General features: G+C 64.7%; 19 protein-coding genes. 9 read left to right on the top strand and 10 right to left on the bottom strand.

The genetic code is table 11. The annotated features are described in order from the left end of the window. Positions 1-2 precede the first annotated feature (2 nt). The 4 genes from WDJ57_RS18945 to WDJ57_RS18930 all read right to left on the bottom strand — a co-directional run bounded on the left by WDJ57_RS18945 (position 3) and on the right by WDJ57_RS18930 (position 5,257). On the bottom strand, positions 3-974 hold the full coding sequence (locus WDJ57_RS18945) for an ABC transporter substrate-binding protein (protein ID WP_338902533.1): 972 nt from the start codon (positions 972-974) through the stop codon (positions 3-5). 61 nt (positions 975-1,035) lie between these two features. Further along, positions 1,036-2,484, bottom strand: a complete 1,449-nt coding sequence (locus WDJ57_RS18940; RefSeq protein WP_338902532.1) for a hypothetical protein — start codon at positions 2,482-2,484, stop codon at positions 1,036-1,038. Positions 2,485-2,719: 235 nt separating this feature from the next. Then, on the bottom strand, positions 2,720-3,250 hold the full coding sequence (locus WDJ57_RS18935; protein ID WP_338902531.1) for a DoxX family protein: 531 nt from the start codon (positions 3,248-3,250) through the stop codon (positions 2,720-2,722). 234 nt (positions 3,251-3,484) lie between these two features. After that, complete coding sequence (locus WDJ57_RS18930) at positions 3,485-5,257, bottom strand: L-lactate permease (RefSeq protein ID WP_338902530.1); 1,773 nt, start codon at positions 5,255-5,257, stop codon at positions 3,485-3,487. Positions 5,258-5,759: 502 nt separating this feature from the next. Here WDJ57_RS18930 and WDJ57_RS18925 point away from each other — a divergent pair. From WDJ57_RS18925 to WDJ57_RS18910, 4 genes are all read left to right on the top strand, one after another. After that, entirely contained in the window at positions 5,760-7,661 is a 1,902-nt protein-coding gene (locus WDJ57_RS18925; RefSeq protein WP_338902528.1) for a 2-oxoacid:acceptor oxidoreductase subunit alpha, read from the top strand. A gap of 2 nt (positions 7,662-7,663) precedes the next feature. Continuing rightward, a complete protein-coding gene (locus tag WDJ57_RS18920; RefSeq protein ID WP_338902527.1) occupies positions 7,664-8,605 on the top strand; it encodes a thiamine pyrophosphate-dependent enzyme in 942 nt (313 codons plus the stop codon). Between the two features lie 167 nt (positions 8,606-8,772). Beyond that, positions 8,773-10,134: a methyl-accepting chemotaxis protein gene (locus tag WDJ57_RS18915; RefSeq protein WP_338902526.1), complete on the top strand. Its 1,362-nt coding sequence runs from the start codon at positions 8,773-8,775 to the stop codon at positions 10,132-10,134. 65 nt (positions 10,135-10,199) lie between these two features. Further along, positions 10,200-10,652, top strand: coding sequence for a pyridoxamine 5'-phosphate oxidase family protein (locus WDJ57_RS18910; protein ID WP_338902525.1), 453 nt, complete (start codon positions 10,200-10,202; stop codon positions 10,650-10,652). Positions 10,653-10,827: 175 nt separating this feature from the next. Here the strand turns inward: WDJ57_RS18910 and WDJ57_RS18905 are convergent, their stop codons facing one another. The 3 genes from WDJ57_RS18905 to rdfA all read right to left on the bottom strand — a co-directional run bounded on the left by WDJ57_RS18905 (position 10,828) and on the right by rdfA (position 14,258). Then, positions 10,828-13,026 (bottom strand): LUD domain-containing protein, encoded by a 2,199-nt coding sequence (locus WDJ57_RS18905; protein ID WP_338902523.1) that lies wholly within the window; start codon positions 13,024-13,026, stop codon positions 10,828-10,830. Next, the gene (locus tag WDJ57_RS18900) at positions 13,023-13,523 is read right to left on the bottom strand and encodes an LUD domain-containing protein (RefSeq protein WP_338902521.1); all 501 of its coding nucleotides are present in this window, start codon (positions 13,521-13,523) and stop codon (positions 13,023-13,025) included. The genes WDJ57_RS18905 and WDJ57_RS18900 overlap by 4 nt, the downstream gene beginning before the upstream one ends. A gap of 96 nt (positions 13,524-13,619) precedes the next feature. Then, positions 13,620-14,258, bottom strand: coding sequence for a rod-determining factor RdfA (gene rdfA, locus WDJ57_RS18895; protein ID WP_338902520.1), 639 nt, complete (start codon positions 14,256-14,258; stop codon positions 13,620-13,622). A gap of 562 nt (positions 14,259-14,820) precedes the next feature. On the opposite strand from rdfA, the gene WDJ57_RS18890 reads away from it, so the two are divergent. The 3 genes from WDJ57_RS18890 to WDJ57_RS18880 all read left to right on the top strand — a co-directional run bounded on the left by WDJ57_RS18890 (position 14,821) and on the right by WDJ57_RS18880 (position 18,210). Further along, positions 14,821-16,758 (top strand): archaea-specific SMC-related protein, encoded by a 1,938-nt coding sequence (locus tag WDJ57_RS18890; protein ID WP_338902519.1) that lies wholly within the window; start codon positions 14,821-14,823, stop codon positions 16,756-16,758. A gap of 561 nt (positions 16,759-17,319) precedes the next feature. Further along, positions 17,320-17,472, top strand: a complete 153-nt coding sequence (locus WDJ57_RS18885) for a hypothetical protein (protein WP_338902518.1) — start codon at positions 17,320-17,322, stop codon at positions 17,470-17,472. 150 nt (positions 17,473-17,622) lie between these two features. Then, entirely contained in the window at positions 17,623-18,210 is a 588-nt protein-coding gene (locus tag WDJ57_RS18880) for a hypothetical protein (RefSeq protein ID WP_338902517.1), read from the top strand. Positions 18,211-18,230: 20 nt separating this feature from the next. Here WDJ57_RS18880 and WDJ57_RS18875 read toward each other — a convergent pair whose 3' ends face one another. Then, positions 18,231-18,878 carry a hypothetical protein gene (locus WDJ57_RS18875; RefSeq protein WP_338902516.1) on the bottom strand — a complete coding sequence of 216 codons (648 nt, stop codon included), beginning with the start codon at positions 18,876-18,878 and terminating at the stop codon, positions 18,231-18,233. Positions 18,879-19,341: 463 nt separating this feature from the next. Beyond that, complete coding sequence (locus WDJ57_RS18870) at positions 19,342-19,620, bottom strand: ubiquitin-like small modifier protein 1 (RefSeq protein ID WP_338902515.1); 279 nt, start codon at positions 19,618-19,620, stop codon at positions 19,342-19,344. Between the two features lie 112 nt (positions 19,621-19,732). Here WDJ57_RS18870 and WDJ57_RS18865 point away from each other — a divergent pair, with 112 nt between their 5' ends. Next, positions 19,733-20,401: a nucleotidyltransferase family protein gene (locus WDJ57_RS18865; RefSeq protein WP_338902514.1), complete on the top strand. Its 669-nt coding sequence runs from the start codon at positions 19,733-19,735 to the stop codon at positions 20,399-20,401. Between the two features lie 3 nt (positions 20,402-20,404). Here the strand turns inward: WDJ57_RS18865 and WDJ57_RS18860 are convergent, their stop codons facing one another. Then, positions 20,405-21,559: an XdhC family protein gene (locus WDJ57_RS18860; RefSeq protein ID WP_338902512.1), complete on the bottom strand. Its 1,155-nt coding sequence runs from the start codon at positions 21,557-21,559 to the stop codon at positions 20,405-20,407. Between the two features lie 131 nt (positions 21,560-21,690). Here WDJ57_RS18860 and WDJ57_RS18855 point away from each other — a divergent pair, with 131 nt between their 5' ends. Further along, the gene (locus WDJ57_RS18855) at positions 21,691-22,545 is read left to right on the top strand and encodes a universal stress protein (RefSeq protein WP_338902511.1); all 855 of its coding nucleotides are present in this window, start codon (positions 21,691-21,693) and stop codon (positions 22,543-22,545) included. Positions 22,546-22,595 lie beyond the last annotated feature (50 nt).

The following is a 22,595-nucleotide window of genomic DNA, read 5'->3' as shown; positions in this document are numbered from 1 at the left end:
CGCTACGCGTAGTACGGCGTATCCAGCGTCTCCAGGGCAAACAGGTCCTCGACGTCGTACCGCTCGGCCGCGATACCCTGGTCGTGGGCGTACCCGACCAGCGTCTCGACGGCGGTGACGTTGTCCGCGGTGAGGCCGTACTCCCAGGGGTCCTCGCCCATGACCTCGCGTTGTTCGTCCCTGTAGACGTCGGCCCACACGAGCGGGAGTTCCCGGGGCCGGTCCAGCACCGACAGGCCGATTTCTTTCGCACGCTCGAAGGCGTCGTAGAGTTTCTGGACGACCCAGGGGTTCTCCGCCAGGAGGCTGTCCTTGAGCACGATGGCGTGCATGATGGGGAAGATGCCTGTCTCGCGGTAGTACTCTTGTTCGACCGCCTTGGCGTCGTCGAACAGGCGCTCGGCGTTGTCGACGTCGGAGTCGACCGGGTGGAAGATGGCGTCGATGTCCCCCTCGGCGATGCGGTCCTCCAGCAGGCCGATGGTGTTGCCCTGGTGGTCGAGGTACTCCACGTCGTACTCGTCGGGGACGTCCACGTCGATTATCTCCGCGCCGCCGTTGACCCACGTCACGTCGGTGAGGTCGAGGCCGTGGTGCTCGGCGAGGGTCCCCCGCTGCCAGATGCCGGTCGTCGTCTGCCAGTTGACGATGCCGACCCGCCTGCCCGCGAGGTCTGCCGGCGACTCGATGCCGGCGTCGCTGCGCCGGTACATGTACGCGTGGCGGAACTTGCGGAACGGGAAGACGGGGATGGCGGTGAAGGGAAAGCGGTCGGCGTCCCGCCGGGAGGCGAGGTAGGTGCCCATCGACATCTCGCAGGCGTCGAACTCCAGGTTGCGAACCATCCGCGAGAACCGGACGGGGTTCGGGTAGTTCACCGCCGTGAGGTTCACGCCCTCGGGTTCGACACGGCCGTCCCAGAGGGGTTTCGTCCACTGGTAGTCGTGACAGGCCAGCGTGAGGTCGAGTGTCATGAGGCAGAGTGGCGAGCGCGCGACAGTTGAGCGTATCGGTCGGCGGAAAACGGGAGCGGCCCTACTCGGTTATCTCGAAGGCCATGTGCATGGCCGGCATCGGACGGACGGGGTGGTTGTCGATGTAGGAGAGGTGAGGCAGTAGTTCGAACTCCGGTTCGTCCTCCTGCATCTGGTAGATGGTCGGGTAGACGTCGATGAAGTGCCAGCCGGGCGCACCCGTCGCCGGGAGCTGGAGGTGGACGCGGTCCTGCTTGTCGTCGCCGCTGGTGCCACAGACGTACCCCAGCGGCTTGTTGTCGTAGACGAAGTAATAGCCGTTCTCGAACATCGTCCAGCCGATGCCCGAGAGTTCGATGTCGATGGTCGTCCCGACGGAGCCGCTGTCGGGCTCGAACTTCTCGATGTTCGGCTGCATCATGAAGCCGGTCACGGCGATTTCGCGGCCGTCGACCGCGGCCGTAATCGGGCGGGTCGACCCCTCGTCGGGGCCGATTTCGACCTCCACCTCGAACTCGCCGTTCGCGTCGGCGGTGACGGTGGGGAGAACGTCGGGTTTCGGTTCGGGCGTTATCTCGATGTTTTTCACCCGGTGGCCCTCGTGGCGGTACCAGATGAGGTCGACCTCCTCGTTCGCGGGGAAGTTCCAGCCGCGGATGAACGCCGTCGTGCCCGACTGGCCCGACGTCGGCGTTATCTCCAGTTCCGCGTCGGTGTCCTCGTCGATGTCCGGGTAGTGGAGGTCGATCGGCTTCTCGTCGAACAGCGGGTCGACCCAGGTCGACTGCGGCGGCTCCTCGGGTTCGGTCACCTCGACGGTCCACTTCGACGGGCGGCCCTGTGCGACCGGCCCGTACGGCGACTGCGTGTTGTTCTGGAGGTAGGGGTCCCCGCGGTAGCTGCGCCAGATCTGGATGACGTGCTCGCCCGGCGGGCCGACTGCGCGGACCTCGGCGGTGGCAGTGCCGCGGTTCAACACACCCGTCATGAACCCGTAGAAGCCGTTGTCCCAGGCGACCTGGTAGTTGTTCGTCACCACGTTGGGACCGATGCCGTACCCGGTGACGGTGAAGGCCTCGCCCATCTCGGCCTCGGTCCGGTCGATTTCGAACCACGGGAACAGCTCTATCTCGTCGGTGTCCACCGTCTCTCCGTCGGCGTTGAGGAGTTCAACCTTGTGGGACCCGCCGTAGTCCTCGGGGATGGTCCACTCCTCGTCGAACGCGCCGTCGTCGTCCGTCCTGACGCTGGCCACGATTTCGGTGCGCTGCTGGTACTGGGGACCCATAATCTCGTGGGCCTCCAGTACCCCCCACGAGCCCTGCGTCGAGTACCACTTGACGTCGAAGCGCTCGTTCGACGGGAGGTTCCGCCCATGGAACGTGATGGTGTCGCCGACGTAGCCCTCGCTGTCGCTCAACACCAGCGTCCCCTGCATGCCGCCCCCGCCGGTGCGGTGCTTGCTAAGTGCATCCTCAAGTTCCGAAGAAATTTCCGCGTCTTTGCTCATGTCGGCTGCTTACGGACCGATGCAAATATACTTACTGCTCGCATACTCACGTGGCCAAAAATCACTCAGTCGAAAGGAAATCGAAAACACAGAATCGCCGGTTCGAACCCGCCACGGAAGACTATCGAGGGGTGCGTTCCGAGAGGGAAACGTTCGTATCCAGATGGCGAACGGAGAGAACGTGGCGGGGAAACTGGCTCGACGCGGGACCGGACACCGTGCTAGTCGGCGGCGGTCACCCGAGTAGCAATCGCAAGTCCGGATACCGCTTGACGATGCTGAGTTTCTCGAGGCGGGCGTCGAGGCCGAGGATGCGGCCGGCACCGAACGCGCCCAGACCGAACAGCAGCAGGATGTAGACGATGTGCTGGCTCACGATGAGCGCGTTGTCGTGCGGGAAGTGCGCGGCCCAGTAAAAGCCCATCATCAGCGACCCGAAGACGGCGCTGAGGCGCATGAAGGCGCCCGCCATGAGGCCCAGGCCGATCAGCGTGAGTCCCACCTGGTTCAGCGGCGTCAGGATGTAAGCCCAGTCGTTGGCCATCGTCGCCCAGACACTGGTGAACGGATTGCCCTCGGGGATACCGTACAGCAGGAAGCCCCTGACACTCCAGTCGGGATTGGCGACCTTCGTGATGCCGGCGTAGAAGAACGTCCAGCCGATGACCAGCCGCATCCCGAGGATTGCATATGCGACCCAATGCTCGGAATACCGGAACGATACCGCCCGCCCAAACAGTTCTGAATCGAGTTCTCTGGTTGTCATACTTCGACGCTCACAGGTGGGTGAAAGGAAGCCACCCATATAAACGGTAGTGGTGATTCGGGTCCGAAGCAACTCACGGCGGGCCTGCCGGAGCCCGGTCAGGGGCCGGGGGCAGCAAGTAACACTCTCGACGGTCGACAGGAGACGGGACTCTCAGCTCTGGATTGAATCGGTCGAAAAAACGGTGTCGGTTCGTGCCGAATCGTGTCGGCCGAGCGAGACGGCCTGGAGACCTTAGAAGGCCCCAGGAACGATGACGTACGAGAGTAGCAGAGTCAGTATCCCTGCGAACACTCCGTAGTACAGGACCGGAATCAGTTCCAGCCTGATGACGCGCCCCTCCTCGCCGATGAGGCCGACGACCGTCAGTGCGGCGACGACGTTGTGGATGGCGACGAGGTTACCGATGGCACCACCGACTGCCTGCGCCGCGACGACGATGACCGTCGGCGCGCCGACGTCCAGTGCTGCCTCGAACTGGAACAGTCCGAACAGGATGTCGCTGACGGTGTTCGAACCGGCGATGAACGCCCCGAACGCTCCGATGAATCCGGAGAAGAACGGGAAGACCGGTCCGGCGATGTCCGCAGCGAGTGCCGACAGCGCCTGCAACATCCCGAGTTCGTCCCCCGTCGAGACCGGTGCGTTCCCGGTGAACTGCATGATCATGACCGTGGCGACTGCGAACCACAGCGCGATGACTGCCGGGAGGATGTTGCGGATGGCCTCGGACCACGACTCCTTGATGCCTTCCGAATCCATCCCGTGGAGCGCGTACGTGATGACCGCGACCAGTACGAACAGCGTTCCCGGGAGATAGACGATTTCTATCCCTTCGGAGTACGGCGTGCCGAGGATGTTGTTCCACTGCAGCTGGATGCCGGCCAGTGTCTCCTGGACGGACGGAATGACGCGAGTCACGACCAGCAGGAGCGCCACGAGGACGTAGGGAATCCACGCCGTCAGCAGCGACATGTCCTGGTTGTGCATGTCCTTGAACGATGCAGTACCGCCGTCGGCGGTGACGGTCTTGTCGCCGCTGGAGCCGCTGACGCCCTCACCGGGTTCGATGCTGCCGACCCAGTGGTCCGGCCAGCTCTCGCGCGGACCGAAGTCCCATTCCTCGTCGGGGAGGAAGAAGCCGGCCCGCAGCGTGAGTGCGACGATGACGAGGCCGACCATCGCGCCCAGCAGGGCGGGGAAGGTCGGGCCCAGGAAGACTGCGGTCGCGAGGTACGGGATCGCGAACGCGGCCCACGCGTACAGGCACAGCGGAATCATTTCGATTGCGGGCTGGATGGACCGCTCCTCGCCGAAGAAGCGAGTCATCATCGCGATGCCGATGAACGGAATCGCGATGCCGACGACGGCGTGGATGAGTGCCGCGTAGACGCCGATCTGCGCCACGAAGGCGCCGACGCTCTCGAAGCCGCCTTCCTGAACGATCTGGTAGGCGGCCGTCCCTGCCTGGTTGGGGTCCTGGGCGAAAACGACGTCTTCGAAGCCGATGATGAGCGGCGTCCCGACCGCGCCGAACGTAATCGCCAGGATGTTACCGGTCAGTGCGACGACCACTGCCGCCATCGGCGGCCAGCCGAGGCCGACGAGCAGCGGACCGACGATGGCCGCGGGCGTCCCGAAGCCTGCCGCGCCCTCGATGAACGAGCCCATCAGGAACACGAGCAGGATGGACTGCACACGTCGGTCGTCGCTGAGCGACGAGAACCCGGCGTTGATGACCTCGAACGCCCCGGATTCCTTCAGCGTGTACAGCAACAGAATCGCGCCGAACACGATGATGAGGATGCGTGTCGCCGTCATCGCACCCCGTATCGATGCTCCCGCTAACAGTTGTGGACCCATATCCCAGCCGATATAGGCCGCGCCTGCAGCAATCGCCCACGCAATCGGCATTGTCCGTGTCGCCGGCTGTAGCAACACGACCATCAGTATCGCGATCGCTGCCAGTGGCAACAGTGCTAATAGTACGAGTGTCAGGTCTGCCATTATTTACTCTCCTTGTGATGTTTCGTATCGTGAATGTACTTGTCTACCACACTTTACCCCGTTTGCCGCCCGTACCGGATTCACGTATGTGTCCGGCATAGTCAATGTGAATGAGGCTTGGTATTTATAATTATTGCCGTAACTGGCCGGCAGTTGCAGGCCCAGATCACCTTCATTTCCGTTGACAGAGCGCCGACGGCGGCCCGGACGGAGCCGGGACGGGGGACGCTCCCCCCACTGGAACTAAAACTATAAGAGGCACCGTGAGCTACCCGCAATTTGTCGCTAGAGGAACGTAGGTGCTAACGAATCACGTAGGCAGACCAGGACGACCCGGGCCGGGAACGCGACACCAGCGCCGTACCGGGATTGCGAGGAGATTGAAAACGGCAGTCTAGCCAACCCAAACATCTATAATCAACCAGACAGACTTCACAGTTGGTCGTTGCATGCAATAAGACAGCGAATCACAGACTACCACTTAGGCAACCGAGACTAAACAATGACACAAGACACAATCGCTTGGCGTGTTTCGGGTGGTTCCGGAGACGGTATCGACTCCACATCTCGGAACTACGCGAAGGCACTGATGCGGTCGGGACTGAACATCTACACGCACCGGCACTACCCCTCACGAATCCGCGGTGGGCACACGTACGTCGAGATTCGCGCCGGGGACGAGCCGGTGCAATCGCGCGGGGCTGGCTTCGACTTCCTCCTCTGTCTGGGGGACAGCTTCGCCCGCAGCGAACAGGAAGGTGCCATCTACGGCAACGAGGAGCTGAAACCGCTCACCGAGCAGTTCGACGAACTGCACGAGGGTGGCATCATCGTCTACGACACCGGCCAGTTCGACGAGGACGACATCGCCGAGACCGAACTGGAGGAGCGAGCCGAGGAGAACAACTGGCACGTATACCCGGTGGACCTCCGCGGCATCGCTCAGGAGCACGGGCGGGCCGTCATGCGCAACACGGCGGGACTGGGCGTCACCGCCGCGTTGCTCGACCAGGACGTGGACATGATAGAGGAACTCATCGAGGAGAACATGTCCGGCGACATGCGGGACGCCAACCTCGAAGTTCTTCACTCCGCGTACGAGCGCGCGCTCGAATTCGACGAGTCACACGACCTGGTCGCCCCGGAGGGCAGCCACGACGAGGAGCACGCACTGCTGACTGGCAGTGACGGCATCGCCTACGGTGCGCTGGACGCCGGCTGTCGGTTCATCTCGGGATATCCGATGACCCCGTGGACCGACGTGTTCCGCATCATGTCACAGAAGCTCCCCAAGTACGGGGGCATCGCCGAACAGGTAGAGGACGAAATCGCGTCCGCGACGCTCGCGCTGGGCGCGTCGCACGCGGGCGTGAAGGCCATGTCCGGGTCCGCAGGCGGCGGCTTCGCGCTGATGACGGAAGCGCTCGGCCTGGCGGAGATGACCGAGACGCCGGTCGTCTACGTCGAGGCCATGCGGGCAGGCCCGTCGACGGGGCTGCCGACGAAGACGGAGCAGGGCGACCTCGAACACGTCCTGTACTCCAGCCAGGGTGACTCCTGTCGGGTCGTCTTCGCCCCGGCCAACGCCGAAGAGGCCTACGAGCAGTCGCGACAGGCGTTCGAACTCGCCTACGACTACCACCTGCCAGCACTCGTCGTCTACGACCAGAAGCTGGAGGGCGAACTCCGGAGCGTGCCCGTGAGCCACTTCGACCAGGAGCCCGCGCCGGACCTCGGGTCGACGCTGACCGAGGAGGAACTCCGCGATGCTGCCCACGACGCGTCGGGCAAGTTCGAGCGGTTCCAGCACTCCGTCGAGGGTGCCAAAGAGGGCGTCAGCCCGCGGTCGATTCCCGGCCAGAAGGGCGGGCGCTTCCTCGCCAGCGGGAACGAGTCCGCACCGACGGGCCACATCAGCGAGGACCCCGTCAACCGGAAGAACCAGATGGACCGTCGCCTGCGGAAACTCACCGCTATCCGCGGCGAACTCGACGACGGCGAGACGAACCAGACGACGGCTGGCCCAGAGGACGCCGAGTACGGCATCCTGACGTGGGGCAGTACGCAGGACACAGTCCTCGAAGCCGTCGACCAGCTCAACGAGGAGGGTCACTCCGTGAAGGCGATGGGCGTCAGCGACCTGATGCCCTACCCCGAGGCGGAGGTCACCGAGTTCCTGGAGAGCGTCGAGGAGTGCCTCGTCGTCGAGATGAACGCCAGCGCGCAGTTCCGCGGGCTCACCCAGAAGGAACTGGGCCGGTTCGGTGACAAGATGTCCAGCCTCCTGAAGTACAACGGCGAACCGTTCCGCCACAACGAAATCGTCGAGGCGTTCAAGGACAGCATCGACGGCGGCCAGCCGGCCGCGCAGAACGTGAAGTTCGTCCCAGCGGCAGGTGACTGACAATGAGCGCATTCTCAGCAATCAACGACGAAGAACAGGAAATCGATCAGGATACGTTCACACCGGGAATAGAGCCGCAGGCGACGTGGTGTCCGGGCTGTGGCGACTTCGGCGTCCTGAAGGCGCTGAAACAGGCCATGCCCGAAGTGGGCCGCACGCCCGACGAGACGATGCTCGTGACCGGCATCGGCTGTTCGGGCAAGCTCAACAGTTACTTCGACTGTTACGGCTACCACTCGATTCACGGCCGCTCGCTCCCCATCGCTCGCGCAGCGAAACTCGCGAATCCCGGCCTCGAGGTCATCGCGGCAGGTGGCGACGGTGACGGGTACGGCATCGGTGGCAACCACTTCATGCACACCGCCCGCGAGAACCACGACATCACCTACATCGTCTTCAACAACGAGATCTTCGGACTGACGAAGGGCCAGACCTCACCCACCAGCCCGAAGGGTCACAAATCGAAGACGCAGCCCTCTGGTAGTGCAAAGGACCCGGTGCGACCGCTCACCCTCTCGCTCGCCTCCGGTGCGTCCTACGTCGCACGCACGGCGGCAGTGAACCCCCGGCAGGCGAAGGAAGTGCTGAAGGAAGCGATCGAACACGACGGGTTCGCACACGTCGACTTCCTCACCCAGTGTCCCACCTGGAACAAGGACGCCAAGGAGTACGTCCCCTACACCGACATCCAGGACGACGACGAGTTCGACTTCGACATCACCGACCGCCGCGAGGCGGCCGACGCGATGTACGAGGCCGAGTCGCGGCTCTGGGAGGGCGAGGTGCTGACCGGCCGCTTCTACCACGACACCGAGCGGCCGTCCTACGCCGAGGAGAAGCGCTCCATCGGTGAGGCCCCGGAGGACTCACTCGCAGAGCGGTACTTCGACGACGACGCCGAGTGGGGCAAAAGCGTCGAAGAAATCCGCCAGCACCACACCTGAAGGGACTGCAACTTCCTTTTCCCGCGCGGCATGGCGTCGATTAACCCGGTGAGCGGCGGCCACGCGTCGCCGCCGAACAGCGCCGGCAGCGTCGACGTTCTCAATTCTGGTTTTCGGGCCATACAGTTTAAATAAACATTGAGTGAAGCGCACAACAGACGGTACCAATGAGCACAACGAACGTGAGCCAGGGGGAGATGGCGACGTACGCCGACGCCGTAGAGTACGGCGGTCCGGACGAGGAGAAGGACCGGGACCAGCTCCGCGAGGAGCGCGACCAGTGGCGAGCGCTGTTCAACCAGCTCATCGAGAAGTTCCCGGAGCCGATATTCGCCGTCGACGACCAGCGACGGCTCCGCTACTTCAATTCCGAGGCGGAGCAGGCCTACGGACGCTCCCGGGAGGAGGCGATCGGGACAGAGGGGTACCAGTTCTTCGGAACTGATGGCGAGTCGGAGATACTGGCCGAGACGGTGGCACGGACCGGCGAGACTGTCTGGGAGGAGGACTATCGACAGGTCCCGACGCCCGACGGGCACCTGTGGAACCGGTCGATGGCCGTCCCGATGGAGGACATCGACGGGAACACCATCGGGGCCGTGGAGATGACGCCCATCGTCACGGACCTGGTCGAGCAGCGCAAACAGATGGCGGCCGCCCACGAGACGGTCTCCGAGGAAATCATGGGGGCGGTCGCGGAACTCGAAGAGACGACGTCGAGCATCCTGGAGAGTTCCGCCGGGAGCAGTGAAATCGCGACCGAGCAGTACGAGAAACTCGACCAGATAACCGCGGAGATATCGAACCTGAGCGCCAGCGTCGAGGAGGTGGCCTCGACCGCCCGGGAGGTCGAACAGACCAGCGAGGAGGCAAGCAGCCTCGCGGTCGAGGGACAGGACTCCGCAGCGGAGGCCATCGAAGTGATGACCTCGGTCCGAGCGGCCGCCGACGAGATGGCCGAGGACGTGACCGCCCTCGACGAGCGGGTGACCGAAATCGACGAGATAGTCGAGGTCATCGACGACATCGCCGAGCAGACCAACATGCTCGCGCTGAACGCCTCCATCGAGGCCGCTCGCGCCGGTGAAGCCGGGGAGGGTTTCGGCGTGGTCGCCGACGAAATCAAGTCCCTCGCCGCCGACTCACAGGCCCAGGCCAAGGAGATAGAGCAGACCATCGGCGAGATACAGGAGACGACGAGCCGGACGGTCGCGGGCATCAGGGAGACCAACGAGGAACTCAACGAGGGCGTCGAGCAGGCCGAGGCGGTCCTCGACGCGCTCTCGGAGATTACCGACGCGGTCAAGCAGACCGCCCGCGGCATCGAGGACGTCGCGGAGGCGACGGACGACCAGGCCGCGAGCACGGAGGAAGTTGCCAGCATGGTGGACGAGGTGACCGAGCGCGCCGACCCGCTGGCCGAGGAGATCGAGGCGATAGCCGACGCGAACGAGAAGCAGTCGGAACTGGTGGACGACATCGAGGAGACCATCGAGGGACTGGAAGCGAGAATGGCCGAACTCGGGTAGGTGGAGCCGATGGACGGATACCTGCGCGACACACGGTCGCTGCCGCGGCACTTGGGAGGCGTCAGATGACGCGTGACACCTGGCGGGAGATGTCCGACGAAGCGATAGCCGAGTTCCTGTCCAGCCGCGGGCACGGCGTCCTCTCCCTCGGCGGCGACAGACCGTACGCGCTGCCGATGTCCTTCGGCTACGACGGCCCAAACCGACGCTGTGTCATGCAGTTCATGTCCGGCCCCGACAGCAGGAAACGGGACCGCGTCGACCCGGGAACGCCAGCCTGCCTCGTCGTCTACGAGTGGCACCACGAGGATGACTGGCGGAGCGTCATCGCGGAGGGGCAACTCGACCCGATACCGGCGGGTTCAGAGCGCGAGCGGGCGGCTGGCGACCGCTTCGGCGAGGACGCCGCCACCGTCGGGCTGAGCATCTTCGGGCACCCGGTCGCCGACCTCGACCCCCAGTGGTACGACCTCGAAATCGAGACGCTGAGCGGCTACCGGTCACCGCTTGACCCGTGAGGGACCCCGCCTGCCCCCCGTGCTGGCGCGGCTGACCCGTCCTGAGTTGCGCCGACAGAACTATTGTCCGAACGACACTCTGTGACAGCGATATACCTGTAACAGGGCTCCAGCGTGGTCGAACCTCGACGACGAGAGGCGATTCGGCGTCCAAGCGATGAAAAGCGAAGACGCGTTACCGGGCCGGGTCCAGTAGCTGGACCGGGTGCATCGGTGCGTCACGGAGGAGGTCCTCTATCTGGTCCGTACAGGAGGTCCCGCTCGCGATGACGTGGTCGGTGTCGGCCTCCCGGAGCTGTTCGCCGAGGTTCTCCCCGACGTCCATCGACAGCTCGTAGTACTGTTCCTTGTAGCCGAAGGAGCCGGCCATGCCACAGCACTCCACGTCGCTCGTGGTCACCTCGTAGTCGGCCCTGTCGAGCAGCGCCAGGGTGTACTCCTCCAGGCCCATCGTGCGCTGCTGGCAGTGGCTGTGGTAGGCGACCGTCTCGCCGTCTGCGGCGGTCCGCAGCGCGTCGACGTCGGCACCGTTGGCGACGAGGCCGTAGGCGTACTCGAGTATCTCGTAGCTCCGGTCGGCGAGCGCCTCGAAGTCGTCCTCCGGGAGCATCCGCTCGTAGTCGCCGCGGAACATCGCGAGGTCGCTCGGCTCGATGACCACCACGTCGTAGCCGTCGTCCAGGTACGGCGACAGCGCCGCCGAGACCTTGCCGGCCTTGGTAGTGGCCGTCTCTATCATCCCCTGCGAGAGGGGTGCCCTGCCGCTGCCCGGCACCTTCGGCAGCTCCACCTCGACGCCGAGGGCTTCGAGCAGCCTGACAGCGGCCTTCCCGCGCTCGACCAGCATGTGGTTCGTGTAGAGGTCAGCGTAGAGGACGACCCGCGCCTCGGGGTCCTGGATGGTCGGTGACTGGCGGTCGTTGAACCACTCGACCAGCGTGGTCCGCTGGAAGGCGGGGAAGTCACGCCGGCTGTCGACGCCGGCCACCTTCTGGAGGGCGTACTTCGCCGGGGTAGAGTTGGCCGCCCAGTTCGAGAGCGGCGCGAACATGGTCCCCATCTTCGCGAGCGTCTCGAAGTTGCCGAACAGCCGCTTTTGAAGGTCGGGGCCGTCCGTCTCGGTGTCCGGCGTCAACCCGTCGACGAGGAACTCCATGTTCGGGTCCTTCCCGGAGTTGACGCGGTCCCTGACGACGGTGTTTATCCACGGGATGTCTATCTCCACCGGACAGGCCTCCGTACAGCGCGAGCAGCCGGTACAGAGGTCGTTGAACTCCGCGGCGCTGTCGAGGCCGTGGACGCCGGCCTCCCAGCCCGTCGCGATGCCGCCGGAGTAGGTCTCGCCGCCGAAGGCGTGGCCGCCGACGGCCTGGAAGTTGGCGCAGGTGTTCGAGCAGGCCGAACAGCGGATGCAGTACAGCGTCTCGCGCAGTTCGTCGTCCTCCCGCATCGCCATGCGGCCGTTGTCGATGAGTACGAGGTGGAAGTCCCTGTCGTCGTCGCCCTCGGTGATGGGCGTCGCGCCGTCGTCGAAGTCGACGGTCGGCGACTTGACCGGGGGCGTAAAAAGGGAGATGTAGCTGGTGATGTCCTGGCCGGTCCCCGAGCGGCCGATGAGCTGGATGAACGGTTCGAGGTCCTCGACGCTGGGGATGACCTTCTCGACGCCGGCAACGGCGATGTGGGTGTCCGGGACGGTGACCGTCTTGCGGGCGTTGCCCTCGCTGGTGACCAGCGCCATGGTCCCGGAGTCGGCAGTGAGGAAGTTCGCGCCGGTCATGCCGACGTCGGCGTCCTGTATGAGTTCGCCGAGTTTCGCACGCGCGAACATGGTCAATTCCTCGGCCGTCTCCAGTTCCTCCTCGGGTTCGAAGTACTCGTTGAACAGCTTCGCGATCTCCTCGCGCGACTTGTGGATGGCCGGCGCGACGATGTGACTCGGCGCCTCGTCGGCCACCTGGAGCACCCACTCGCCGAGGTCCGTCTCCACGACGTCCCGGCCGTCGGCTTCGAGGTACTCGTTGACGTCGATCTCCTCGCTGGTCATCGACTTGCTCTTGATGACGCGCCCGGCGTCTTTCTCCGCACAGACCTCCGCGACGTACTGGTTCGCGTCTTCGGCGTCGTCGGCGATGTAGACGGTGCCGCCGTTTTCCTCGACCGTCTCGGTGAGCTGGTCGATGAGCTCCGGGAGCCGCTCGATGGCGTCCTCCTTGATGGCTCTGGCCTCGCTTTTCAGGTTCTCGTAGTCCTCCAGGTCGCCGACGGACTCGTAGCGGCCCTGGTTGAACCCGCGTGTGTTCTCGCCGACCGCGTCCCCTTCGGCCTGCATTATCCGCCGGATGTGTTCTGCCTTGGATGCTCGTGAGCTCATGAGATGATGATGAGTTCGACAGTTTTCGGTCCGTGTGCTCCCTGTACCAGTGCGCCCATGTCCGCCGTCGCCGACGGCCCCGTCGCGAGAATGACCGAGTCCCGCGTCTCGCGCAGTTCCTCGCCGAGCCACTCGAAGGCCTCCGGCATGTCCGCCACGATGTCCTCCTCGTGGAGCACGGCGACGTGGGTGTCCACGAACAGGCTTATCGGTTCGCTGCCGTGGTCGTCGGCCCGCAGCGCGAGGCTGCCGTAGGTCGCAATCCCGAGCGAGGCCGGCGAGAGCCCCGTCTTCGCCGCCTCGAGTTCGTCGGGCGTGGGGTCGGTCGTGACAGCCCCCGGGAGCGAAACGCCGTCCCACGGGAGCGGCACGCCGACGGCCGTCGAGTCGAGATGTTCGGCGATTACGTCCGTCGCATCGCCGACACTGGCGTGAGTGACGTCCACCCCGTAGGATGCTATCTCCGTCTCGAACTGGTCCACCATTTCGCTTTGCATTAGTATCTGGTTTCTCCCTCGTAACTCATCTGTACGTCGGTTCTCCTGAATGTGTGGGAACGATACACTTGGTTCTTTCGTGCCGCCAGAGCGGATTCAGACCGACTCATCGGGCCGTAGACAGTCGCACGCCTCCGCGTCCAGGAACTCCCCGACTGTGTAGAACCCGCCGCAGTCCTCGCACATGACGTTGACCTCCAGGAGGACGTCGAACGAGCCGATGTCGACCGCTCCGTTGTTCAACAGTTGTTCGATGCCGCGTTCGGTGACGCTGGTCGTCCGGCTCTGCAGTGCCAGGAGGCGACTGCGCCACTCCTCGATGCGTTCCTCGTCGGTCTTCTCGGGCGGTTCGTGAGCCCTGTCGAGACAGTTCACGAGGTGGCGATACAGCGTCTGGTGCGAGACGAACCGGTCCTCGACGTCGTCGACCGGAACGCCGTCCTGCCGGAGTTGCTCGCGCGCCCGCGTCCGACTCCCCGGGTCGGTGTCGTCGTCGGTCAGCACCCGGTAGAGGTTGTCTATCTCGCCGTCGATGGGGAGTTTGTCCGCACGCCTGAAGGCGGTCCGCAGCACACGTTTGTTGAACATGTCGGCGAGTTCGCGGACGCTCTTCCCGTCGTCGTCGGCCCACTCCCGACACATCTCCTCGTGGATGCCGTCGAGGTCGAACTCGGCCGTGACTATCTCCACCTTGCAGGAACACGGCCGGGTCGCCGCCGCCTCCGATTCTCCCATGGTCGAGACGGTAGGGAGACGGCCTACGTAAATGTATGCCTGTTCAGCCCCGACTGGCGGAGAACATGTCCACCAAACACAAAGTTATTTCTTGCACGGGTGCGATTGTGCTCCCGCCGTGGTACCACGGCACGCCAGTCAGTAGAGAGGTCCCGCCTCGGCGTTACCGAGCGTGCCCGGCGCGCACTCCCGCCCCGGGTTCGCCGGGACGCCACCGAAAGCGCCGTCCCACCCGATGAGACCCGACTCTCGACGCCTGTCTGTCCCGGTCGAGACAGCTTCGTGACGGTCAGACACTCGCCCGCCCCGAAGCCGCAGGGACAGCAAAAAGCACTCGGATTGTTACGTCTCCGTACGCGTATCTGTAAGTTTATTTTGAAAACGTTTCATTCCACCGAATTGAGCGAGTAGCGGCCTCATGTCTGCCGAAATCGTGCAATACGGGTCGAAAGCGGGAGCAGAACCTGTAAACTGTGCGGCAATATTTACAGACCTGGATTTACAGAAAGAGTTTATGTTTTCAGCACGAACGTCGGCGTACATGCCTGACCGGAGAGGGAGTATGCATGATGTCGATATGGAGGTCAGGAACATCGGTGGCATCGACGAGACCTCCATGCGAATCAGTTCCGGCGTGACGGCGCTCGTCGGCGAGAACGCCACGAACAGGACCTCCCTCATCCAGGCGATTGCTGCGGGGCTCGGAACGGACAAGTACACCCTCAAAAGCGACGCGGAGGTCGGGGAAGTCTCGATGACGGTGGGTGACCAGACGTACGTCCGCGAGATACGCCGCGAGAACAACCACGTCGAGACCGAGGGGAACCCGTACCTCGACGAACCCGACATCGCAGAACTCTACGGCGTCCTGCTCGAATCGAACGAGATCCGCCGTGCCGCCAGACGGGGTGAAAACCTCCGGGAACTGATTCTCAGCCCCGTCGACACGGAACAGATACAGGACGAAATCGGCGAACGCGTCGACAGGCGACGCGAGATAGACCGCGAACTCGACCGCCTCGACGCGCTCGCCGACCGACGCACCGAACTCGAGGCAGACCGCCGCCGGAAACAGGAGGAGGTGGCGGACCTCGAAGCGCGCATCGAGGAGAAGCGGGGCGAACTCGACGCGCTGGACGAAGACAACGCCGACCAGGGGGACAGCGACGAACTGGCGGAGCAACTGGAACGGCTCCGCGAGACGAGGGCGGAACTGGAGCGCGTGAGCGCAAACCTGGAGAGTGAGCGAAAGAGCCTGGAACGGCTCGAAGAGAACCGCGAGACGATAGCGGACCAGCAGGACTCGCTCGAGCCCCCCGACGACGCGGAAATCGCACGCCTCGAAGAGCGCATCGAGGGGCTCCGGAACCGCCGCCGGTCGCTCGAATCGACGATAAGCGAACTGCAGCGGGTCATCCAGTTCAACGACGAACGCCTCGCGGAGTCCCAGTCGGGAGTCCGCAACGCGCTCGACGAGAAGACCAACGGCGGGTCGCCCGCCGACGGACTCGACCCGTCCTCCTCGGCGGTGACCTGCTGGACCTGCGGGAGCGAGGTCGAGCGGGGACGCATCGAAGAAACCGTCGAGCGCCTGCAGAAAATCCGCCAGGACAAGAGCCGCGAGAAGAACCAGATTGCGGCGGAACTCGACGACCTGAGCTGCGAACTCGAGGACCACAAGACCCGCCGGGAGGAATCCGCAGAACTGGCGGACCGCCTGGAGACGCTGGCGGAGAAAATCGACCAGCGCGAGGAGACCATCGACGAACTCGAAACGCGCCGCGAAAGCCTGCGGGAGCGCGTCGACACGCTGGAGGCGTCCGTCGAACGGCTCCAGAACGACCAGCAGGACGAACTGCTGGCGCTCCAGCAGGAGGTGAGCGAACTGACCTTCAACCGGGACCAGGCCGTCGACGACCTGGAGTCGCTGGAGGCGGAAATCGAGGAGATAGAGGCCGAGTTGGCGACCCGCGAGGAACTGCAAGCCCGCCGGGAGACGCTCTCGGAGGAACTGAACGAACTCCGGACGCGAATCGACCGCATCGAGCGGGAGGCCATCGAGGAGTTCAACACCCACATGGAGGCGATTATCGACCGCCTGGGATACGACAACATCGGGCGCATCTGGCTCGAACGGACGGAAGAAGAAGTCAAGAAGGGCCGGGGGACGGCGACAGAGAAACGGTTCGAACTCCACGTGGTCCGCGAGGACGAGGCCGGCGGCGTCTACGAGGACAGCATCAGCCACCTGAGCGAGAGCGAGCGGGAGATCGTCGGTCTCGTCGTCGCGCTCTCGGGCTATCTCGTACACGACGTCCACGAGGAGGTGCCGTTCATGTTGCTCGACTCCATCGAGATGATAGACGGCAACCGGCTGGTCGACCTGATACTCTACCTGGAGGAGTTCGTTCCCTACCTCGTCGTGGTCCTCCTGCCGGACCACGCGAGAGCGTTCAAGGAGAACACACCCTCCGAGGGCCACAAAGTCGTCGAAATCTGACGGTCAGACGGACCCGCCACGCCCCTCCCCCACCGAACCCGTGCCGACTGTACGTCCTCTCCACCCATTCCCATCAGAAGTTCAATATTCGAGAGTCCCGGAATCGAAGCGTCGGAATTCCCCATCGAAAATAGTTATACAGTAGAGTGGTGTCACGTACTGCCACGAAATCAGATACTTCACCCCGTATCGCTGTGGGGAACGCGAATATCGACTCTCGTCCACCAGTGTGCAAAATTTCGCGGTTTCGAAACGAATCTAAACGTTCGACTAGTTTCCTGGCGTGTACATATATAGCATATGTGTAATTGATGCCGAATGGGTACTTACAGAGGTATAGATGTAATCGACGCGGAGAGAAGTCCACGACATATCAGATTTCGATAACTCCTGACCCGACGCGGACGAAGGCGTTTCGCGGCCGAGGGTCGCCGGTGACCCTTGCGGGCACCAGCACCGGAGGTGAGGGGAGTGTGCCTGCGGGTCAGGGTGGGTTATTTCCAGCATAGATATAATTCCCAATAGATTTATTGTCGTTTTCATCGTACGTGGAAGTCGAGGATGAGTACCCCGGCCCGTCTGTTCGAACGAATGGAGGAAGACCTCACCGAAGCACTGGAGAGGGTGGACGACGCGGAGGCCCGGTACCACATCCGGACCGCCGCGCAGCGAGCGATTATCGCCGAAGAGACAGTCGAGGCACCGACGAACTGACCTCGCTCCGCGCGGGTGGGTCCGCGACCGAGCGTCTGCCGTTCTCCTCCCGGTTTCCGACCTCGTCGAGCGGCAGCACCGGCGCTCGTGACCCCGAATCCAGTCAGTGTGGCATACGTATTATACGTTCAGCGCCGTAAGACAGAGCACATGACTCCACCGGACGTGGTCAGCGACGTCGACTTCGCCGGGGACTCGTTCGTCGTGATGTCGGCACTCATCGGGACCGACTACGCCATCAAGACGTCGTCGGGCGAGAAGTTGCTGTCTGCCAGACGGCGGTTCTTCGACGAACGGCAGGAGTACGAGTTCCGGGACGGCGACACGCTCGTCTTGCAGTACGTCCGCGGGGAACCGACGGAGGGACGCACACGCTTCGAGCTCCGCGAGGCCGATTCGGGGACGGTGCTGGCGACGCTCGTCCAGGAGGACCCCACGGTCGAGGAGCGGTGGGAGGTCCGGCCGGCCTCGACCGGTGAGGTGGCGGCGCGAATCGTGACCGAGGAGGCGGGACGGTCGCTGCTCGGCACCCCGAGCGGCCAACAGATGAACGTCACGACGGCCGAAGGCGAACCCATCGGCGAGGTCAGCAGGCGGACGCTCTCGGTGCACCTCACCTTCGACGTCACCCTGCCGGACCTCGACGGGGTGGCGAAGGCGGCGACAGTACTCGCCGTGCCGCTGCTGTACGACGAGATGCAGCCGGGTTCCGAGTTCGAGACGATGGGGGAGAACTGACGACGGCCCCGACGAGGCAGTCAGTGGGCCCGCGGTGCGGGTTCGGAGGGCTTCTGGAGGCGCGACTCCACCCAGCGGGCGACGATACTGAGCGCGTCCTGGTTCGTGACGTGGAGGAAGTGCTTGCGTCGGTCCGGGACGCCGGCGCGGTCGTAGGCAGTCCGATAGCTCGTCTCCAGGTGGGGGTGGGTCCCTTCGAGGAAGAACAGAATCGGGTGATTGAGCCGGGGAACCGACGACGCGACGAGGTCGAGTCGTCCATTCAGGACCGCCAGGCCGGCGACGTCGGTGGACTGACTGGAGAGGTATTCGACGGCAGCGGCCGCTCCGGTGTCCACCCCACAGACTGCGAGGTCGAGGTCCGCTGTCACCTCCTGGTCGGTGAGCCAGTCGACCTGTGCGGCGAAGCGTCGCGTCAGCAGGTCCACGTCCGAGCGGGTGGCCCGGTCAGCCGACTCCCTGTGACTGACCAGGTCCATGACCACCGAGCCGATTCCGAGCCTGTGCAACGCGTCCGTGAGTCGACGCTCCAGTGTCGCGTAGCGTGTCCCGGACGTCCCGGCGGCGAAGACGACGAGTCCGGCCGGGTCCTCCGGGACGACTAATTCGCCGTATACCGGCTCTCCCTCGACGTCCAGATGAATCGACTGCCTCGTGTTTACAACCATATGTTACCATATACACAAGATACATATATGACCGGCAGCCAGTTCCCAGCTGGTAGGAATATATGTCATTAATCACGACATACAATGTCTGCAAAGTTCGTTACATACGACCACTCAAAACCTGAATTTCGGCACTGTATATAAGAAATTGTATATTTTACTCGTTCGCTGGATGCGGTGGTATTCGGGCACTACCGGGGGTGGGACGCCGCTGAACGACGTCGCCCGCGAACACATGTCAAACAGATAGGCGATGGAGGAGCGGCCGGACCTGAGTGCCGTGGACGGGCCGGGAGCGGCGCGCGCGAGGCCGTGGAGACAGCCAGGGCGAGCAGACGAGCGCCGACGGCGACGAGAGAGCGCGGGCGCGCGGTCAACCACGACCCAGCGAGACGCCTCTCTCCATGTGCTGGCGTCGAGCGGCCGCGGGAACCGACAGCCCGGCGAGCGCAGCGGGGGCCGACTACCCTCCGCTGACCGGTGGGAACAGGGCGAGTTCGGTGTCGCCGTCGACGGTCGTGTCCCAGCCCTCGCCCGTGGCGAAGGGGTCGCTCCCGTCGACGAGGAGGCGGACGTGGTCGTAGAGGTGACCCTCCTCGTCGAAGACCTCCGGTTCCAGACTCGGATGCGTTTCCAGGAGCGCGTCGAACGCCTCACGTAGTGTGACCTCACCCTCGGTGGGGACGGCGGCCTCGGCCTCCCCCGCGGCTTCCGCGAGCGTCGCAAAGAGCCTCCACTGCATATCCACTACTCGGGCCGCAGGCACAAAGAGGGTTGGCACTCGAAGCCGGCTTCGGGCCCTCTCGACGCCAGTGCGCGGGAACGCTTTTGCCTCCCCGGGCGAAGGGAGTGACATGACCGAGGACGCTTCGCGGACCGACCCGGCGGCGGCGGAGGAGTCCCTGCCGGTCGTGTCGCAGCCGTCCACGCAACCCGAGGGGAGTGCCGACGTCTGGGGTGTGGTGCTGGCCGCCGGGACCAGTACCCGTTTCGAGGGCCGGAACAAACTCCTCCAGACGGTAGGCGGACAGCCGCTCGTCCGACACGCCGCGGAACCGTTGCTCGCGGGCCACCTCACCGACGTCGTCGTCGTGGTGGGCCACGAGGCGGCGCGGGTCGGGGAGGCGCTCGCGGCTGTCGACGTTCGGGTCGCCGAGAACCCGGACTACGGCGAGGGACAGAGCACGTCCGTTCGCACCGGCGTCGACGTCGCCCAGCGCAACGGAGCCGACGCCGTGCTCGTCGCGCTCGGGGACATGCCGTCAGTGTCGGTCCGGACGGTCGCCAGGCTCGTCGCGACCTACGAGAGCGGGGAGTACACGGCGCTTGCAGCAGCCTACCGGGGAGACCGTGGCAATCCCGTCCTCTTCGACGCGGCGCACTTCGACGCCCTCCGTTCGCTGTCCGGCGACGTGGGCGGGCGGGAGATACTGCTCACGGCGGCGGAGAGCGCTCTCGTCGAGACGGACGACCCGGGGGTGCGACGGGACGTCGACAGTCCCGGTGACGTCCTCGACAACTGACGGTCAGTCCCCGCCGTCGACGGCGGTGCGGGGGTGAATCGGTCCCGCCCGGTCGCTCAGACGACCGCCAGCGCGGCCGTTGCTGACCGCGACGACTTCGCCGACGACGCTGAGCGCGATTTCGGCCGGTGTGCCGCCCCCGAGGTCGAGGCCGACCGGCGTCGAGATGCGCTCCAGCGCCTCGGCCGGGAGCGCGACGCCATCGTCGGCAAGGAGGTCACGGAGGCTGTCGAACCGCTTTCGCGGCCCCATGAGTCCGACGTAGGGGAGCGCGGCCCGGTCGAGCAGCGCCTCGACCGCCAGCCGGTCGTCGACCAGATTGTGGGACATGACCACCGCGTACGTGTGCTCGGGAGTCTCGACGACGTCGGCGACGTCGGACGGATTACCCGTCCGCACGATGTCGGCGCGGGGGAACGTGGATTCGTCGGTCGCTCCGCGGGGGGAGTACACGACGACCCGGAACCCGACGTCGTCCGCGAACCGCGTCACGGGTTCGACGTCGGGCTGGCTGCCGACGGCGAGGACCGTCGGAACGGGCTGGAGGCCGTCGACCAGCAGCGTCGCACCGCTGCCCACCTCCGCCGTCTGCGTCGCTGCAGTTCCGCGGACCTGCTCGATAGTGTCGGCCGCGTCGTCGAGGAGTCCGTCGGGCACTCGCCGTCGCGCCGGCACGTCGCGGACAGTGCCGTCGCGGGTGACGAGGACGCGGCTCCCGACGAGTTCGTCCTCGCCGGCCTCGACCACGGTCACGACTGTCACAGGTTCGCCGTCAGCGAGGACGTCGAGCACCGGGTCGAGGCTCGCGTCGAGGGGTTCCACGAACAGGTCGATGACGCCGTTACAGCCGAGTCCCAGGCCCCACTCGCCCGAATCGTCGGCGGTCATGTCGAACACTTCGGTGCGGGGTCGTCCGCTCTCGATGACGGTCGTCGCGACGTCGACCGCCGGCCCCTCCAGACAACCCGCCGTCACCGCCCCGACCGGTTCGCCGCCCGCAGGGACGACCATCTTCGCACCCGGCCGCCGGTAGGCCGAGCCCTCGACGGCGGCCACCGTCACGACGGCCGCCGACGCGTCCCGGGACCGGAGCGAGCGGGCGAGCGCTCGGCGGTCCTTCGCGGTGACGGCCCACGGTTCACCGGCGTCTCGTGTCATGTCCGCTCCCTTTCCCCGGCCTCGTCATTAATCGTTCGACACCGCGGTGGGGACGACTGCTACCGAGACGCGACCACATATATTGTATATATTGCACAAGACTAAATACGTTGTTCCACCAAGGGGAAGACATGCGCGCAGTATTCGCAACCGACCTGTCCGACGCCATCGAGGCCGCAATCAGTTCGCGGACGTGTCTGGAGTGTCTCGAACGCTACGGCATCGACGAGTTCGACCTCATAACGGTGACCAGCCCGAACGTCACCGTGGGGATGCCCGGCAGTGACGTGGGGGGGCGGACCAAGAAGGGACTCGCCCGCCAGCAGCGACTGCTCGAAGAGGAGGGGTTCACGGTGAACACCCACGTGATGCGCGGGACACCGCACCGTCGCATCAACGGGCTGGCCGACCGGATCGACGCCGACCTCATCATCGTGGGGTCCCGCGGGCAGAGCCCGCTCGAACAGCGGTTCATCGGCGGAACCGCGAGGAACGTGGCTCGGACGTCGGTCCGACCGCTCCTGCTCCAGCGAATCGTCGAGGGCGACGACGACCACGAAGTCGCCAACGAGCACCTCTTCGAGCGAGTGCTGTACGCGACCGACTTCTCCGAGAACGCCGAGCGCGCCTTCGAACAGTTCGACAACCTCACCGAGGCGACGAAGGAGGCGACACTGTTGCACGTCGCGCCACCGGAACGGCGGGCGGGCAGCAACGAGGAGGCCGTCGCGGACGCGGAGGAGCGACTGGAGGCGCTGGCCGAGCAACTCGAAGCGAAGGGCATCGACACGCGCGTGCTCGTCCGGGAGGGCGAGGCCACCGAGGAGATACTCGCCGTCGAGAAGGAGGTCCAGCCGACCACGATTCTCATGGGGTCGCGCGGCCGGAGTCCGATGCGGCGGCTCCTGCTCGGGAGCGTCTCCGAGGAAGTGACCGCGAAGGCGAACTGCAACGTGCTCCTCGTCCCGCCGACGAGGGTGCGCTGAGGCGACGACGGCTCTCTTTTCGACGTCCAGTAGGAAGCGAGTAAACGCTG

The organism is Salinibaculum sp. SYNS191 (assembly GCF_037338445.1).
GTDB classification, from domain to species: Archaea; Halobacteriota; Halobacteria; order Halobacteriales; family Haloarculaceae; genus Salinibaculum; species Salinibaculum marinum.
The sequence above is the reverse complement of the archived record's forward strand: the minus strand, read 5'-3'. Positions and strand labels throughout refer to the sequence as shown.